The 15,191-nt window shown below is 59.1% G+C and carries 14 protein-coding genes; 7 read left to right on the plus strand and 7 right to left on the minus strand.

Annotated features, from left to right (window positions below):
- Nucleotides 1-27: 27 nt before the first annotated feature.
- Complete coding sequence (locus BRAGE_RS0121170; RefSeq protein WP_027557047.1) at nt 28-1,197, plus strand: glycosyltransferase family 4 protein; 1,170 nt, start codon at nt 28-30, stop codon at nt 1,195-1,197.
- A 255-nt stretch (nt 1,198-1,452) separates the two neighbouring features.
- Here BRAGE_RS0121170 and BRAGE_RS0121175 read toward each other — a convergent pair whose 3' ends face one another.
- The 6 genes from BRAGE_RS0121175 to BRAGE_RS0121200 form a co-directional block, all read right to left on the minus strand.
- Complete coding sequence (locus tag BRAGE_RS0121175) at nt 1,453-2,055, minus strand: plasmid pRiA4b ORF-3 family protein (RefSeq protein WP_027557046.1); 603 nt, start codon at nt 2,053-2,055, stop codon at nt 1,453-1,455.
- Complete coding sequence (gene tnpC, locus BRAGE_RS0121180) at nt 2,052-3,617, minus strand: IS66 family transposase (protein ID WP_027557045.1); 1,566 nt, start codon at nt 3,615-3,617, stop codon at nt 2,052-2,054. Before tnpC ends, BRAGE_RS0121175 begins: the two co-directional genes overlap by 4 nt.
- A 51-nt stretch (nt 3,618-3,668) precedes the next feature.
- Nucleotides 3,669-4,022, minus strand: a complete 354-nt coding sequence (gene tnpB, locus BRAGE_RS0121185) for an IS66 family insertion sequence element accessory protein TnpB (RefSeq protein WP_027557044.1) — start codon at nt 4,020-4,022, stop codon at nt 3,669-3,671.
- Nucleotides 4,016-4,438, minus strand: coding sequence for an IS66-like element accessory protein TnpA (gene tnpA, locus BRAGE_RS0121190; protein WP_035729932.1), 423 nt, complete (start codon nt 4,436-4,438; stop codon nt 4,016-4,018). Before tnpA ends, tnpB begins: the two co-directional genes overlap by 7 nt.
- 159 nt (nt 4,439-4,597) lie before the next feature.
- Nucleotides 4,598-5,971 carry a glycosyltransferase family 4 protein gene (locus BRAGE_RS0121195; protein WP_084335015.1) on the minus strand — a complete coding sequence of 458 codons (1,374 nt, stop codon included), beginning with the start codon at nt 5,969-5,971 and terminating at the stop codon, nt 4,598-4,600.
- Nucleotides 5,952-7,214, minus strand: a complete 1,263-nt coding sequence (locus tag BRAGE_RS0121200) for a nucleotide sugar dehydrogenase (RefSeq protein WP_027564558.1) — start codon at nt 7,212-7,214, stop codon at nt 5,952-5,954. The genes BRAGE_RS0121195 and BRAGE_RS0121200 overlap by 20 nt, the downstream gene beginning before the upstream one ends.
- A 446-nt stretch (nt 7,215-7,660) precedes the next feature.
- Between BRAGE_RS0121200 and BRAGE_RS54665 the strand changes: the two genes are divergently transcribed.
- From BRAGE_RS54665 to BRAGE_RS48985, 6 genes are all read left to right on the plus strand, one after another.
- Complete coding sequence (locus tag BRAGE_RS54665) at nt 7,661-8,260, plus strand: hypothetical protein (RefSeq protein ID WP_141263482.1); 600 nt, start codon at nt 7,661-7,663, stop codon at nt 8,258-8,260.
- 311 nt (nt 8,261-8,571) lie between these two features.
- Nucleotides 8,572-9,696, plus strand: a complete 1,125-nt coding sequence (locus tag BRAGE_RS48970) for a Gfo/Idh/MocA family protein (protein ID WP_051377966.1) — start codon at nt 8,572-8,574, stop codon at nt 9,694-9,696.
- A complete protein-coding gene (locus BRAGE_RS48975) occupies nt 9,683-10,342 on the plus strand; it encodes a sugar transferase (protein ID WP_035729934.1) in 660 nt (219 codons plus the stop codon). Before BRAGE_RS48970 ends, BRAGE_RS48975 begins: the two co-directional genes overlap by 14 nt.
- A gap of 42 nt (nt 10,343-10,384) precedes the next feature.
- Complete coding sequence (locus BRAGE_RS48980; RefSeq protein WP_051377968.1) at nt 10,385-11,566, plus strand: DegT/DnrJ/EryC1/StrS family aminotransferase; 1,182 nt, start codon at nt 10,385-10,387, stop codon at nt 11,564-11,566.
- On the plus strand, nt 11,563-12,312 hold the full coding sequence (locus BRAGE_RS0121225) for an N-acetyltransferase (RefSeq protein ID WP_035729937.1): 750 nt from the start codon (nt 11,563-11,565) through the stop codon (nt 12,310-12,312). Before BRAGE_RS48980 ends, BRAGE_RS0121225 begins: the two co-directional genes overlap by 4 nt.
- A gap of 40 nt (nt 12,313-12,352) precedes the next feature.
- Nucleotides 12,353-13,330 (plus strand): glycosyltransferase, encoded by a 978-nt coding sequence (locus BRAGE_RS48985; RefSeq protein ID WP_347336546.1) that lies wholly within the window; start codon nt 12,353-12,355, stop codon nt 13,328-13,330.
- A 322-nt stretch (nt 13,331-13,652) separates the two neighbouring features.
- Here BRAGE_RS48985 and BRAGE_RS48990 read toward each other — a convergent pair whose 3' ends face one another.
- The gene (locus tag BRAGE_RS48990) at nt 13,653-14,717 is read right to left on the minus strand and encodes a polysaccharide deacetylase family protein (RefSeq protein WP_231164329.1); all 1,065 of its coding nucleotides are present in this window, start codon (nt 14,715-14,717) and stop codon (nt 13,653-13,655) included.
- Between the last annotated feature and the right edge of the window lie 474 nt (nt 14,718-15,191).

Raw genomic sequence — 15,191 nt, forward strand, 5'->3', positions numbered from 1 at the left:
AAGCTCGATGAAAGCCCAGGGTGTCAGGTGCGTATTCTCTCGATAGATTTCTACATTCCCTATCTGCTGAAGGATGAGAACTATCCGATCGGCGGATGGGCTATCGAACTCACGACATGGCTTCGCGCGCTTGACAACGCCGGCCACGAAGCCGCGGTGCTTACCTGGAAAGGCGCTTTGACCCACGTTGGTTCGAACCCGCCAATAACACTTATCGAGACCTACGATCCAAAGCGGGGGGTACGGATTGCGAGGTGGTTCTATTCATTTATTCCCAAACTATTGGCGGCCGCCCGCGCCTATCGTCCGGATATCATCATCCAGGGGGCACGCGGGTTGGGCACCGCCGTCATGGCTTTCATCGCAGACCAATTGGGGGTTCCGTTCGTTTACCGCGTTGTAAGCGATGCAGACGTCGACGAACGATACAAGATCGGTCTTCGGCAATATGAACAGTTATCCTATTCCTGGGCCCGGCATCGAGCAGCCGGATTTCTCTGTCAAAATCAGTATCAACGCGATCAATTGGCAGCACTCTTTCCTGGAAAACCCATTCACGTCCTTCATAACCCTATTGCTATCTCGGAGAACGCGACCGCTCCTTTGCCGCGCGCGGAACGCAGATATGTCGCGTGGCTCGGAGTCTTCCGCTATCCAAAGAACTTGCCATTACTTTTTCGGATCGCTCAGGAACTTCCTGACGTCGAATTCCGCGTGGCCGGAATGCTTGCCGAAGCTGCCGATCAACCGACTATCGATGCCGTGAATGGCTTGAGCCGTCTCCAGAATGTGAAAATGGTCGGTTATGTCCGGAGAGTTGACATTCAATCGTTCCTTTCGGAAGCGACGATGCTTCTCTGTACATCGCGTTACGAGGGCTTCTCGAATGCGTTCCTGGAGGCGCTGGCCGTTGGTACACCTGTTGTGACGAGCCGGCCAGTCGATCCGGATTTGATCGTCCTGCGTCATGCCCTCGGTGCATCTGCTGCGGACGAGTTGGCACTCTGCAGATCCGTGAGGGCAATTTGGGACACCGACGCGAACGATTACAACGCGCTCGCGCAACGATGTCAGACCTATGTGAAGGCCAATCACTCGCCAACGGTAAAGGCTAGTGAGTTGATTGTTGCTTTGACGCCTCTTGTTGCTAAGTCAAACGCGGCGCGACTACGTGATCACGATCTACCGCCAGCGTGAGCGCTACCCGCCCGAAGTAGAGCGCCGCGTCGACTCGCAAACGTGGCGTGATCATAGCCGAAACGAAACTCGGAAGGAGCACCGCCCCGCTGGGGTACTACGACCTTGAGATGTTGTTGCGCCGGACTTGGTATTTTGACCGCGATTCTTTCGGTCAAGTTCGCCCGCCAGGATTTCTTTCATCGTCTCCTGCTTGAACGCTGGGCGCTTCGATCGTAAGCGTAGCTCTGCAGCCCTTTGAATGACGCTTGACGCCTATTTTGTTTGCGTGGCGCGTCGCCGCGGTATCCATGTGTCGGACAACGCGTTGACGGCGGCTTCGAGCGCCTTCCGGTCGACGACGTTGGGATCGAACCGCTCCGGGCCCCAGAGACGCATGTGTTCGTGCTCGGGATGGCCGGGGTCGCTGATGGCGGCGAGGTATTCGGCATAGCCTGGCGCACCGCCGACGTCTTCCGGAGGACAACGACCGGCGGCCTCGAGCAGGAAGGGAAGCCCTTCCGTCGTGGTGTTCTCGAACCATTTTTCGAGCTTGATCACATGGTCCCAGCTGTCGCCGAAGTCATAGAGATAGTGGATCGTCTTGGCGCCGGTCTCGCGAACGATATCGCAAAGCCGCGCTTTGCGGGCATCCATGGGCTGGTGGCCGTAATCGTTGTGGGGATCAGGAACCCCCCAACGGACCTCACCAGCGAAGAACTCGAAGAGGTGACTGTTCGTCCAGCCGAATGCCTCCTGAAGCGCCAGATGCAACCGATCAAGGCGCAGGGTGACGGGTACGACAAGGCGACGCATCACCTCCGGCTTCACATCCTTGAGGGTCACCTTGATCCGAACCGCGGTCGTGTTCAGGCTCATGCCGCCAGCCTCGGATCGTGTGTATGCATCGTATAGGTCGACGCCCAGGGAAGCAGTTCGTCTAGTCGCGCCGCAGGCCAACCATTGACGAGCTTGGCGAGAACGTCAGCGAGCCAGTGCTCGGCACTGACGCCATTGAGCTTACATGTCTCAATGAGCGAAGCCAGCAATGCCCAATTCTCGGCACCTTCGTCGCAACCGGCAAAAAGGGAGTTCTTGGCATTGAGCTTGATCGGCCGCATCGCTCGCTCGACCGCATTGGTGTCCATCTCGATGCGCCCGTCATCAAGGTAGAACGTCAGGCCGTCCCAATGACGCAGCGCGTAACGCAGGGCCTTCGCCGTGTCGCTCTTCTGCGCAAGGTGAGCAAGCTTGGCCTCAAACCACTGCTTCAAGGCTGTAGCCAGAGGCCGGGCATGCGCTTGTCGCCCCGCGCGGCGCTGGTCCGCAGATCGGCCGCGGAGTGCCTTCTCGACCGCGTAAAGCTGGGCGATGCGCTCGAGGGCCTCGCGGGCAACCGGAGCTGGCGCCGGCGCAGCCTCCCGCTCGATCTTCACAAACTGGCGCCGCAGATGCGACCAGCAGAAGGCGAGCGTCCCGGACAGGGCGTCCGCACGCGTCTCTCGGGTCATGGTCTTGTAAGCCTGATAGCCGTCGCAGTGGATGATGCCGCGATAGTCTTCAAGCAGCCGCAAGCCATGAATGGCGCCGCGGCCCGGTGCATAGGCATAGACCACCCCAGGCGGATCAGGTCCGGCCCAAGGCCTGTCATCGCGTGACAGCGCCCAGAAGTAGCCGGTCTTTGTCCTGCCGCGCCCCGGATCCAGCACCGGCGCCGGGGTCTCATCGACACAGAGCTTCGAGGAGGCCAGCAGAAGCTGGCGCAGACGATGCCACAAGGGCTTCAATTCCTGGGCGGCATAGCCGACCCAGAAGGCGAGCGTGGAACGGTCGATGGCGATACCGTGCGTCGCCAGCATCTGCGCCTGGCGGTAAAGCGGCAAGTGCCAATGATACTTGGCATCGATGACATGCGCGACCAGTCCCTCGGTAGGCAATCCTCCCCTGATCAGTCGCTCGGGCGCGGCGTGCTGGAGGACGACGCCATGACAGGCGCGGCAGGCCAGCTTGGGCCGGCGGGTGACGATGACGCGATACTGCGCCGGCACGACGTCCAGCCTCTGGCTCTCATCGTGGCCGATCTCAAAGAGATCGCCTTTGCAGGACGGACAGCAGGTTGCAGCGGGCATCAGGGTTTCGACGATGCGCGGCAAATGCTCCGGAAGCTGACCACGGTTGGTTCTACGCTCGGCCGCTCTCTTCTCGGAGGTTCTGGGATTGACGCGATCCTCGGCTGCTTCGAGAGCTGCGACCGCCTCTTCGATGTCCTCCAGAACAAGCTGTAGCTGATCAGCATCCAGCTTTTCCGAGGACCGACCGAACTGCGCATCTTTTGCAAGCTTGAGCAACCGCTCGAGCCGGGCGCAGCGATCCAGCAGAGCCGCGGCAAAGGCACGCAACTCGGCGGGATCGCTCGGCAGCTCATCGGGCAAATCACTCATTGGCCCGAGCTTGCCATGCTTCGCGTCACGATGCAGCGAAGATCTGTATCTTTACGCAAGCGCTTTCGGCTGCGGGATTCGAGGCGCGTGCATGCGCGTCCAATCCATGCCGGCCACCAGTGCTGACAGCTGGGCCGCATTCATCCGCATCACACCGGCCACGATGGGTGGCCATTTGAAGCCGCTGCCATCGAGCCGCTTCCAGTACATCACAAGGCCGCTGCCGTCCCAGACGACGATCTTCACCCGATCGGCGCGCTTCGCACGGAACACCACCGCCACGCCCTTCATCGGGTCATGGCCCAGCGTCTCCTTCGCCAGCAGCGCCAAGCCTTCCGCTCCCTTCCTGAAGTCGACAGGTTGCGTCGCCACGTAGATCATGAGGCTCGCGGGTGGCGTCAGCATGAACGTGTCCGTCGGAGCGCAATGAACACATCGCTCAATACAGCAAGGCCAGGCGCCCCGCGCACCTCCACGCGCGCGCCCTGGAACTCAACCGTCACAACGGCGGCTTCCGGCGACCCGGAGGGGTCTGCGGCCGCAGGCAACGCCGATTCCGACATCACCGGCACGAACGACAGCGTGTCCGCCGACGCCGGCAATACCAACTGGCCCAAACGCGCCCGGCGCCGCCAGTCATGCACCTGCTGGGGCCGGCAGCCATGGCGACGGGCGACGTCTGTGACAACCGCCCCCGGCTCGAGGCTTTCCGCGGCAATGTGCGCCTTCAAATCATCCGGCCAGCGCTTGCGACCTGCGCCTGCGAACACTTCAATACGCGGTGACAACGGTCGTCTTATGTCGTCAGAATGGTCGTCCATTGTGAGCACCCTTCCAGAAGATGACTCTTCTAACGGTGCTCTCAAGACTCCGCACAAACAATCCAAAGGGCCTCGGCGCTACGCTTACCTTCGATCGCTCGTCCGTTATGTGGAAATGATCTGCGTCGGCTCAATTCAAAGCGCCTCGCTCGGGCTTGGTCAGCGCCTTAAATCGAATAGTTTTTCATAAGCACTTAGAAGGCTTACGGCCCCGTGGTCCCAAGCGAGCACGTCATAGACTCTTTTCTGGCCGAATGCGCCCATATGGTCACGCCGCACTGGATCATCCAGAAGCTCCAGTATCTTGTCGCCGAACTCCGCCGTATCCGCATTCTGTACATACAGAGATGCCTCTCCGGCCGAAACGCGCCCTTCGGTGAGGTCAAATTGGACAATAGGCTTACCCAAGGCCATGTACTCCATGACCTTGATCATCGTTGATTTATCATTCATCGCGCTAGGGCGATCCGGATTTACGCAGACGTCTGCCGTCGAAAGTATTGTGAACAGCGTGGCGTCGTCAACACGGCCGGTGAATGTGACCACTTCATCCAGCTCAAGGGCCGCGGCTAGCTTCTTGACCTCGTCCAACTCCGGCCCATTCCCGACAATGACGAATTGGACGTCATCTCGATTTCGCTCCCCGCGGATATGGCTGATTGACTGCAATAGCAGATCAAGCCCCTCCTGCTTTCCAATAACCCCCACATACGCGGCCAGGAATTTTCGCCCCTTTTTCCAGGCCGGGTCTGAGGGAAGTGATCGAACGCGCGCAAGATTTGGACCGGAACGCACAACGAACACACGTTCCGGATCCATTCGCCCTCGTTCAAGGGCAATGCTACGATATGACTGGTTTGTTGCTATCGATACGTCAGCTAATGCGAATGTAACACGCTCAAGCAAGACCATGATCCGCCAGAGAAGGCCACGACGTCCAAATTTTGCTTCGTACAGCTCTGGGCTGATATCGTGCTGATCGAAGATAAACGACTTTCCGAATAGAAACTTGTAGAACGCACCAACCACAAAAATGAGATCCGGAGGGTTGCAAGCGTGGATTACGTCAAAGCCGCGCGTTGCGAGTATCTTCAAACTCAGCGCAAACTCCCAAAATAGTGCCGCGCTGTACTCGGCAAAATAGCCTAGCACCCCACGTCCTTCTTTTGGCAGCCAGTGGCGATAGACCGCAATTCCCTCGATCAGTTCAAATGGGGCCGTTGCCTGCGGTCCCTTGGGACAAATTATCGACACTTCATAGCCGTGCCGTGCCAATGTGCAGGCTTCCGACCACACTCGGCGATCGAATGGTACTGAAAGATTTTCGACGATGATAAGCACGCGGCGGCGCGCTGAGCCATTAATCACGGATTGGGCAGCCTGCGCGGCGTCAACGAGCCCCGCAGAAGTATCGACGTCCGAACGAGCCAATTCGCACTGTTCGCTCGAAGCGCCGGTCGCCCCTGGTGGTTTCGCTATCACGGCTTGATCAGGTTCGCTTGCACTGCGATTGTCACGAAAGAGTGTTAACATCGATAACCCGCCTGGCGCGAAGCGCCATTTGCCTCGCCCATCCTCTAGTATCGATGACAAGGTCGAACAGCTGCGACTCGGCCACGGATTTGGAGATTAGAAGCTTGCGGAGTGCAGGCAAATTGGAGAACGCGTAGCCGAGATTCTGGCCTAACAATCTGGACGGTTCGACGTGGGGATCGTAGATCGACAAGCCGATATGCGACTGAAGGAATTTGCGAGCCAAGTCGATATTGGGGCTCTCGCGAAGATCATCGCTGTCCTCTTTGAAGGAAAGCCCCAGCATAAGCACTTGCCCGCCGGCCCGAACTGTCTTCATGCAATTCTCAAAGAGAAAATTCTTATGCGCGTCATTCGACCTCAGGACCGAATCCACCAGATGGGTATGTGCCCCGACGTCGCTTGCGATGTATTGGAGCGCCCGAACGTCTTTCGGCAGGCATGAGCCGCCGAATGCGCCACCAGGCCTCAAATAGTAGGGAGAGATGTTGAGCTTCGTGTCGGCGATGAAGATCTCGTGAACTTTGGATGCGCTGATATTGAGCTTATCGCAGACGCGACCAACCTCGTTTGCAAACGCAATCTTCACTGCGTGAAACGCGTTGTCGACGAATTTTGTCATCTCTGCCGCACGATAAGTCGTATAGAAGACCGGCGCTTCAATCCTGGCATTCAACTCGTCAAGAGCCTTGCACCGTTCTCCGTTCCTGGTCCCAATCACGACCTTCGGTGGATGGAAGAAGTCTTCGATTGCGACAGATTCACGCAAGAATTCTGGATTGTAGACAAGCTCGACTAGATCCATCCTGTCTTCCAATGCGTCCTCGAAAATCGGGAGCACGAGTTCCTCGATCGTACCGGGCCGCATCGTAGAGCGAAATACGATGGTCAGCGGCATCGATCGAGCGGGGCCGACCAACTCCGCAATCTGACGGGAAACCTCCACGATAAAGCTCATATTGTGAGATCCGTCCGGCGCACTAGGCGTTCCCACACAGACTATGGCCATGGCGCAACTGTCGAGATGTTGGCTCACATCCTTCGTTGCGCTCAGTAGACCCTTCCTAACCGCACGGGCCACGAGGTCTTCGAGGCCAGGCTCGGTGATCGGCGACTTACCGGCATTGACGATCGCCACTTTTTCGTTGCTGACGTCAATGCCAATGATTTCGTGGCCATCCCTAGAGAGGCAGGCGGCGGCAGTCATGCCGACGTAACCAAGTCCAAAGACCGCTATCTTCATCGTAGTCCCTCGCTTCCACTGCCCCTAGTGTAGCGTTGGGGCATGCCGAGCAAGGGGAGGCAAAAGGGCTGGTACCGGCGGCTGATTGGGTACCCATTTGTAAGTACTCGGCGACAAACTAATTGGGGTACAAACCAATTGCCAAGCACCGCACATACAGCATCGAGTTCAAACGCCAGGACAATCGCGAAGCCAAAGGGCCGGCCACAACGAATGCGATTGCGGCCGAAGACGCGTCACAAAGCCCTGATGAATTTGCGCGAAAGGAAAACGATCGCATATGACCTCAGCTTCTCCCGATGTGACCTGCCGGGCTCCGGTCTTCGGTCGGCCTTGAATGAGTTCCGGCGCTTCGGCAGCGGAGTCGTCGCCTTCAGCAACGAGTCAGGCTTATGTCTTTGCTTTGACATGACCGGGTGCGTGCCGGGCCCGTCGAGAGAACGGAGTTGCAGCTGCTGTTTGCCGCCAAGATTGATTGCCGCACTGCGGTGCTGCAAAGTCGCGATGCTCGCCGTCGTCTTGCTACTCTTTCCGCCTATCTGCTTGTCGGGCGGCGTTGCGACGCCGAGGCGCTGCCTTGGTTGGCTGGTGTCACCGAGCGCTTGCGATCTCGCAGCATCGCCGACCCTGCCGGTATCGATTCGCTCGCCGGAATTGCCGAGGCGGACGACGTTTGCGCGAAGCAGCGAACAAGGTCGGCCTTCAACGCCTTTCTGACCTACAAGCAAAGCTCGACGCCCGCGCCGCCGCTCGGGTGGTGGCGGAGCCGACGCCGCAGGTGCTCGGCGAAGGAATTGTCGCACTGCTCGAAGGACGAGGCCGCCCGCGAGCGTATGCGGAGCTACGGCCGGGAGCGCGCCGGCGACAGATTTCGCTGGGAGTTGAAAAGCGTTCCCTCCTCGCCGCCTATGCGAGCCTGGCGCCGAGGCGCGCACGATGACGCAGCTCGATCCGCGCGTGCGCATGCGAGGCAGCAGGGAAGATCAGTCGCTCTGCACGCGTCGGCACACACGATGCCGTATCGCGCGGATCAGCGACAATCGTGAGATGCGCGCAAAAACCGCACATCGTCGACCATCCAACTCGCTGCGTCGCACAAGCGCTAGCGGTTGCCCCCACCCCGCGTGGCTCGCGGCTCAAAGCCAGGTCCCTTGTACCACTGGAAAACCAGAGCTTTTTGGGCGGCCTTGCGCCGGTATTTGACCGGCCGATTAATCACTTTGGCCATGGCTACAGCTGCGTGGCGCGGGGGTGTACCCCAAAAGAGCGTAGATCATTACCCGTGTGCTTCAGCAGCGCGCGCGCTCAATCGGCTATCTTGAATGGAGCGCACGTTAACGGCCTTCAAGGAGCCAACATGGCGAATAACCATGATCGTGAGGACGCCGAAATCCAGATCGCGAACGACGGCCCGTCGCTCGCGGTCATCGGTTGCGGTTACTGGGGTGCGAAACACATCCGTGTCGCCTGCGATATACGCGGCGCAAGGATGGCGATGGCCGTTGATCCGCGACCTGACAGGTTGGAATATATCCGCTCACAGTATCCTTCTGTCGCCGTTTCGCGCGACATCAGCAACGCACTGAACAACCCTTCAATAGACGCAGTCATTCTTGCTACGCCCGTAGAGACGCACTTTGAATTAGCACGGGCGGTGCTCCAGGCCGGAAAGCACGTGCTCGTCGAGAAGCCGTTGGCCATGAAAAGTGCGGAATGCCGCGAGCTGAATGCGATTGCCGAACAGCACAAGCGCGTTCTCATGGTCGGGCACACGTTCGAATATCATCCGGCTGTGACTGCCATGCGCCAGATGATTCAGAGCGGCTCTCTTGGCGAGCTTTATTACATCGACTCGAGGCGCCTGAATCTCGGTCTCTACCGGCAAGACGCCAATGTCCTTTGGGACTTGGCGCCACACGACCTTTCGATCATCCACTTCCTACTGGAGGAGGTCGCGCAAAACATCGGCGCTTGGGGTTGCTCGCACGTTCTACCCGGCGTTGAGGACGTTGTATATGCCAAGCTGGGGTTTAAGAGCGGCCCGACCGCTCATGTGCATGTTTCCTGGTTGGACCCGGTCAAAGTGCGCCAGATCACGATCGTCGGAAGCGATGCCATGCTGGTGTTCGACGACGTACAGCCGTCCGAGAAGGTGCGCGTCTACCAGAAGCGCTTCAGGCCGCAAATAAACGGCGACTCCTACGCCGACTTCCAGTCAGCCTATCATCATGGCGACGTTCATATCCCCGCGATATCCAGCACCGAACCGCTCAAACTCGAGATACTCGACTTCGTCAATGCGATCGTGACCGGGGAACGGCCTCGCGCGGATGGATTGCATGGACTGCGCGTTGTCGAAGCGCTCGAGGCGGCATCGGCGTGTCTACGGCGCAAGCACCAACGCCGTACCAACGGTAAGGATCAACCGGCTTTTCGGCGGCGGAACGTGTTGGTGGGAGGTCCCGAAATTGCCGTCACATGAGGCCACGCGACGGAATGCGGTTCTGCGGGAATTTGGAAAACGGGCGCTCGACGTCGCGATCAGCGTTCCTGCGATCGTGGTGCTGACTCCTGTCTTCATAGGGATATGGATAGCAATCCATCTCGACAGTCCCGGACCTGCAGTCTTCTGCCAACGTAGGATCGGGCGAGACGAAAAGCCGTTCAACTGCTTCAAATTCCGAACGCTTCATCACAACGCCGACCAAAACGTCCATCGCGAGGCGATCCGGCGCGCTTTTGCGAAGGAACCACTCTCGAACGATCCCGATGCCCCGTACAAGCTGACAGACGATCCTCGCGTGACGCGCGTGGGGAGACTGCTGCGGAGAACCAGCCTCGACGAGCTGCCTCAACTCCTCAACGTATTGAGGGGCGAAATGAGCATTGTCGGTCCGCGGCCAGCGATTCCATATGAACTCGAACACTTCCGGGATTGGCACCATAAACGTCACATTGTGAAGCCCGGCATCACTGGAATTTGTCAGGTCCGCGGCCGGGGTCGTATCTGCCCCGAGGCCATGCTCGAGATGGATGTCGAGTACGCAATGAATTGGACGTTTTGGACCGACCTGAAGTTGATCGCGCTGACTGTTCCCGCGGTTCTGTGGGGGCGCGGTGCCCGATGAGGTTCTCGAGTGAAAGAGCCGGATTCCCATGAGGTTAAACAAATGCAAATTCCGTTCGTTAATCTCAAAGCGCAATATGAGACGCTAAAGGACGAGGTAGCTGAAGCAATACAGGGCATCCTAGACTCCGCGCAGTTCATAGGCGGCGAGGCGCTTGCCTCGTTCGAAAGAGACTTCGCTGAGTATTGCCAGGCGCGCCATGCGCGCGGCGTGGCGAACGGCACCGACGCGCTTCATCTGGCGATACGAGCCTTAGGTATTGGCCATGGCGACGAGGTGATCACAACCGCCCACACCTTCATCGCCACCGCGGCCGCCATCGCCGCGACGGGAGCGCGGCCCGTGTTCGTTGATATCGATCCTGATACCTGCACCATCGATCCGAGGATGATCGATCGCGCGATAACGGATCGTACAAAGGCAATCGTCGCAGTCCATCTCTTCGGCCAGCCTGCTGATATGGATCCAATCAAGGACATCGCACGACGCCGCGGCCTCTACGTGCTAGAGGACGCGGCCCAGGCGCACGGAGCGGAATATCAGGGAATCCGAACGGGGGCGCTCGGCGATGTCGCATGTTTCTCGTTTTACCCGGGGAAGAACCTCGGCGCCTACGGCGACGGCGGAGCGGTAACCACCAACAATGCTGCGATTGCCGAGCGGATCGAACGACTGCGTGACCACGGTCGAACCAGCCACTACAGCCACGCCGAGATCGGGTTCAACAGCCGGCTCGATGCCCTCCAGGCGGCAATCCTGCAGGTCAAGCTTCGGCGCCTGGATGAATGGAACGCCAATCGGCGGCGCGCTGCAGAGTGGTACACCGCGGAGTTGGCGCAGTCGGGGATCAAGACGCCGTTCGTTCGAAAGGGATCGACGCACGTCTACCACTTGTATGTGATCGCCACGAAAGAGCGGGACGCAATACGCAAAACGCTGGACGAGGCCGGCGTGGCGACCGGGATCCATTATCCGGTGCCGCTCCACCTACAGCCTGCTTTCGTTCATCTCGGCTACAGGCTGGGCGACCTGCCGTACTGCGAAGCGATGGCCGCTCAGTCACTGTCCCTGCCCATGTTTCCCGAGCTTGCACGCGACCAGGTGCGCCGTATCGCCGCGATTGTGCGCGCTGCGACCGAGCAGGACAGCCAGCAGGAATTGCAGCGGGAGTCACCGTATTCGCCCGCCGCGCAGCGCGCCGAGACCGCGAAGGAGCTGCGATGACGCGAATCAGTGCATGGGCGATTGTCGAGACCGCAGCGATCGGTGAGGCGGTGACGATCGCCGAGTTCGCCGTGGTGCGACCTAATGTTACGATTGGCAACGGAGTGATCATTCACCCGCATGTCGTGATTGAAAGCGGCGCAAGGATCGGAGACAACGTCGAAATATTTCCGGGAGCCTATATCGGCAAGGCGCCCAAAGGGGCCGGCGCATTGTCGCGCCCGCCGCGTTTTGAGGCCTGGGTCGATATCGGCGCTGATTGTTCTGTTGGACCGCACGCGGTAATTTTCTACGACGTCTTGGTCGGCGCGGGCACTCTGATTGGTGACGGCGCCTCAATCCGTGAACAATCACGGATCGGCTCGAAGAGCGTCATCGGGCGTTACGTCACGGTCAATTACAACACGCGCATCGGTGATCGCGTTCGGGTGCAGGATCACACCTGGTTGGCGGGGAATATGACGATCGAAGATGACGTGTTCATTTCGGGCTGCGTCGGCACTTCGAACGACAATGCGATCGGGCGCAACGGCTACGACGGTTCGCCCATGCTAGGGCCGCACATCGCGCGCGGCGCCGCGATCGGCCTGGGAGCCAACTTGCTGCCAGGCGTCAGAATCGGCATTGGCGCCATCGTCGGCGCCGGCGCCGTGGTGACGAGGGACGTGCCCGACAGTTCGCTCGTGATGGGCGTCCCGGCGGAGGTCCGACGACGGCTCAAAGAGGTTGGCGGCGCAGATCTGTGACTTGTTAGCAGCTCGTGCCAACGTCGAGGGAGCACCAATCGTGCGGATACTCTGTGTCACCAACATGTATCCGAGTCCAGACAGACCGGGCTCCGGCGCCTTCGTATGCCATCAGGTAGAGCAGCTGCGGCGGTTCGGCCACACGGTCGACGTGATCGACATTCTCGGATCCCAGTCCAAGATGAATTACTTGCGGTGCGCTCTTGACGTCATGCGAATGACTCGCGCGGTGGCATATGACGTCGTCCATGCGCATTACGGCTATTCGGCATATCCTGCAATGTTTCGTTCGAAGGCGCCACTCGTGATCACGCTACACGGGACCGACGTGCTCGGAAGTGCCTTTGAAAGGCTGTGCACGCATGCTGTGTCGCATTTCGCCGATGCCATCATCGTCGTTTCCGAGGGGCTGCGAAAGCGGATTCCGGGAATCGTGATTCCCTGCGGGGTCGACCTTGGCGTATTCAGGCCGTACGATCGCGACAAAGCACGAGCGCGGCTGCAATGGCCAACAGACAAGTATATCGTTCTGTTTCCGTTTGATCCGGCTCGCCGTGAGAAGAGATATGATCTCGCGCGAGCGTCAGTCGAGCGGCTCGTGCAGGAGGGCGTCGACGCGGAATTGATGACGGTTTTCAATATGGCGAACGGCGAAATGCCGTGGTGTTACAGCGCCGCCGACGCCATGCTCCTCTGCTCGGATCGTGAAGGGTCGCCGACCTCCATCAAGGAAGCTCTCGCGTGTAACCTTCCGGTGGTTGCGACGAAGGTCGGCGACGTTGGCGAGCTTCTAAGCGGCATCGCGGGAACGCGAATCTGTCCGCCGGACGTCGGCACGATTGCCCGCAACCTTCGAGAGGTTTTTGACTGGTCGCGGAGCAGCGAGTTCCGAGGGCGAGCGGCGATGGCGAGGTACGATCAGGTCGTCACGGTGGAGAAGATCGTCGAGGTATATGCCGACGTTCTCTCCAACTTCAGGGCAAAGGCAGTGGACAGGCGTTTGCTGCGCAGCGGATGATCATATTGAGACGGCATGGATCTTCACCGGCGAACGCAGCAGCTCGCGGCTGGGATCGAGGCAGCGTTGGTTTCGAAACGAGCGCGCTCGTTCATTCGCTCATGTAACCCGGCGACCTATCCCTTGGCCGGCTCTAGACCAACGGCCATCGATCGAGCGAAGGACGGCACGGTTGAAGGCCGGGGCACTCCCGCACACACCGGTGCCTTGTTGGACTTAAAGGCACGTTGCTTCATCCAGGATCACTTTCCGCCGCTGCGGCCTCTGCAGCGGCGATCGCCTCAACGGTGGCGGGCGCCCTCCCCTAAGACGTGCGGCGGTGTCAGCGCGCTGTCGGCCGAGTCAGGTGCGAAGCTTCTTTCGACGAATGACGACGTGATCGTTTCGCGAGAAGCGCCTGCACTGCCAACTGTACCCCGCTTAATCGAGCAGCAACGGAAGCTTCTGTGTCATACGTACTGTCCACCCCAATGCGGGGAAGCGCGAATGGGTTGAGACGGTCGTCGGTTAGCTGATCGTGTCGTGTTGTTACGGCGCTCGCGTATCCAGCTTCGTTGGCGAGATACTCTTCTCGCAGACCGCACGCGCCGGGGGTTCCATAAGGATAAGCGAGGTGCCTGACAGGCAACTGAAGTAGATTCTCCAGATAGTTCCGATTATCGATCAGTTCGGCTCGCGCTGAGGTCTCATCCAGGTCTGAGAGCGCTCGATGTGAGGTCGTGTGCCCGCCAATCGACGCGAGAGGATGACGCGCCAGACTTTGGAGCTCGCCCGGATCCAGGAAATACCGGTCATTCAGCGCCGCCGTGGAAATGCCGGCGTTTTCGAATGTCGTCGTGAGCGACGCGGCACGTTTATAATCCTGGTGCACCCAGTCTCTTACTTTGCCCAAGGCAGCTCGCTTGCTCCGCTGATCAGGGCAACGAAACCGCGCATCCATTGCGTCGATCGTTACCACGTCTCTCGAGCGAATTAGTTCGCGCACTCCCAGCCACCAGCACTGCATGGTCCGCTTTAAAGCATCTGTCGGCACATACATTGTGAATGGAGCGTTGTGGCGCTCGAGGATCGGAAGCGCTACCGAGACATTGTCCCGGTACCCGTCATCGAAAGTGACGACCGCATAGCGGCGAGATCGGTCATCTTCGGCCAAGCGCTTAAGGCACTCTTGGAGACTAACGATCGCCCATCCTTCTCGTTGCAGCCAATCTACCAAAAACGCGAAAAGTTCAACCGAAGCTCCGGTCATCAATTCCGACCGACAATCCCGCTGAATCTCGTGGAACATCACGATGACCGCTCTGCCAGCGAAAAATCTGCGACAAACCGGGAGAAGTCCGAGACCCTTAGCTCCATAAAACAGGCTATGTTTCAACAGCTGCTTCACTTGAGGCCACCTCCACGGAGGAAATCCGTTCGGTCAGGGCGGTCTAACATGGTTCAGAACGCGCACCAGACCTGCAGTACATTCGATTAACAATCTTCATCCGTCATACAATCTTCCGCTGCGCTGCCTCTTTACAGGACTGTTGCACAGTGTGGTGCGCGGTCGGAATCGGCGAAACTGGAAACAAAACGCTCAGGATGGAGGATACTCGCCCGCATACGCGCGACGGTCGATACGCCGAACGGGCCGGCGCCGATGATGGCTGCTGGGCCACCAAATCCGGCCACCCGCCCGCCCTGATGCAATCGAGCTGTGCGCGCAACTTCGACGCAAATGTAGCAAGAGCTTGAGAACTGACGTACCTGAATCGAAAGTGCACTCGGGGGCATAGTGGCTACCCAATTGTGACTACGAAGACTGCCGAACCGACTCCGTTCGCGACGCGATAGAGACGGATCGCCTGAGGCTTCTGGA

The sequence above is a fragment of the Bradyrhizobium genosp. SA-4 str. CB756 genome (assembly GCF_000473125.1).
Classification (GTDB): Bacteria; Pseudomonadota; Alphaproteobacteria; order Rhizobiales; family Xanthobacteraceae; genus Bradyrhizobium; species Bradyrhizobium arachidis.